General features: G+C 59.9%; 1 protein-coding gene and 1 pseudogene. One reads left to right on the top strand and one right to left on the bottom strand.

Annotation, left to right across the window (positions count from 1 at the left end; translation table 11 throughout):
- Positions 1–150: 150 nt before the first annotated feature.
- Positions 151–1479, bottom strand: coding sequence for an RNA-guided endonuclease InsQ/TnpB family protein (locus AC1DOX_RS30875; protein WP_441624647.1), 1329 nt, complete (start codon positions 1477–1479; stop codon positions 151–153).
- On the opposite strand from AC1DOX_RS30875, the pseudogene tnpA reads away from it, so the two are divergent.
- Positions 1420–1837, top strand: a pseudogene (gene tnpA / locus AC1DOX_RS30870) (IS200/IS605 family transposase). The gene AC1DOX_RS30875 and the pseudogene tnpA sit on opposite strands and share 60 nt — an antisense overlap.
- Positions 1838–1911: the final 74 nt, after the last annotated feature.

The following is a 1911-nucleotide window of genomic DNA, read 5'->3' as shown; positions in this document are numbered from 1 at the left end:
CACCCTTGGCGGCTACCTGAATCGCCGCAACGATCCTCCGCCCGGCGCTACCGTCATCTGGCGAGGCTTCCTCGTCTTGCACGAAATCACAGAGATGTTCCGTATCTTTAATTCGGGATAGCGAGCCAAGCTTGTGGGTAAAGCTCAGGCCTAAAGGCGGGGGATTCCTGCGGCGCGCATCCCGGCATCGAGCCTGAATGAGTCGCTTCGGTGGGTTCCTGCTGCTGGCGACCTGACGGCATCGCTCACTTCACAGGCGAACAGGGCGTGTCCCGCCCTTAAAACATTGATTGCGCCAACCACATCGGCGTTTTCCTCGAAACCGCACTCGACGCACCGGAACTGCGCTTGCGTCTGCCGGCTTTCCGCTGACACATACCCGCAGCACGGGCACGTCCGGCTCGTGTTCTGCGGCGGCACGGCAATAAGCCAGCCGCCGTTCCACGCGAGCTTGTACGATAGTTGGCGGCGGAACTCGAACCAGCCTTGGTCGAGGATGGATTTGTTCAGGCCGGATTTGGCCCGAACGTTCTTACCCGGTTTCTCGGTAGTGCCCGCTGCCGATTTGGACATGTTCCGTACCTGCAAGTCCTCGATGCACACCATCGCGTGGTTTTGGCTGATCGTGGTCGTGGCTTTGTGCAGGTAGTCGCGGCGGGCGTTGCCGATGCGGGAATGGATACGCTGGACGCGGGCCTTGGCCTTCTTCCAGTTGCTGCTGAACTTCACTTTGCGGCTCATGGCCTGCTGCGCACGGCGCAGCGCGGCCTCGTGCTGCTTGAAACTGTTGAGCGGCGCATAGAACGTGCCGTCCGAGAGCGTGGCGAAGCGGGCGATGCCCATGTCGATGCCGACCGCTGTCGTGGCTTGTGGCAATGGCTGCTCGATCTCCCGCTCGGTCTGGATCGACACGAACCATTTGCCGCACGACAGGCTGACGGTGACGTTCTTCACCGCGCCCAGCACATCCCGGCTGTCCCGGTAACGCAGCCAGCCCAGCTTGGGCAAAAAGATACGGCTGTTGCCCTGATCGAGCTTGATCTGTTTGGGATCGGGATAGCGGAAGCTGTCGGACTGCCCTTTCTTCTTGAAGCGCGGGAAGTCCGCCCGCTTGGCGAAGAAGTTTGCGTAGGCCCGTTCCAAATCCTTGAGCGTCTGTTGCAACGGGTGCGTTGGCGCATCCTTGAGCCAAGGTGTCTCCGAACCGTTGCGCCATTCGGTGAGCAACTTGCACAGCCCGGCATAGCCGAGCTTCTTCTCGCCGTGCCCATAGCGCTCCATCTGCAACGACAGCGCTTTGTTGAACACGAACCGGCAGGAACCCGCGAAGCGGCGCATCTGGCGCTGCTGTTCGCCGGTCGGCATCATTTCGTATTTGAAGGCTTGGAGGCGCTGCATCCCCACAGTATATTTTGGTCGATGAGCAACGACAAAGATATTCGGCACGGCCGCCACTGCATTTTCCTGATGCACGTACATTTGGTCTTTCGTGACCAAATATCGCCGCGAAATGTTCGCCAAGGAAATACTCGACAACATGCGCGGCATCTTTGCCAGCGTCTGTGCCAACTTCGAGGCGGAACTGGTGGAATTCGACAGCGAGGACGATCACGTCCATGTGCTGGTGAACTACCCGCCAAAGATGGCCGTCTCGGCACTGGTGAACAGCCTCAAGGGCGTGTCTAGCCGGATGATCCGCAAGAAGAATTACCCGAGTATCCGCAAGAAACTGTGGGGCCGCGCCCTGTGGTCGCCATCCTACTTTGCCGGTAGCTGTGGTGGTGCACCCATTGAAATCATCCGCCAGTACATTGAGCAACAGCAAACGCCACACTGACCGCCCCAAAGGACGCCTGCGGCGTCCGCGCTATCCTTCCCCGGCCTGAAGGCCGAGGCTTGCCGCGCACTCTG

This window comes from Cupriavidus sp. 01L415 (assembly GCF_056400065.1).
This window is presented reverse-complemented; position numbering and strand designations above follow the sequence as displayed.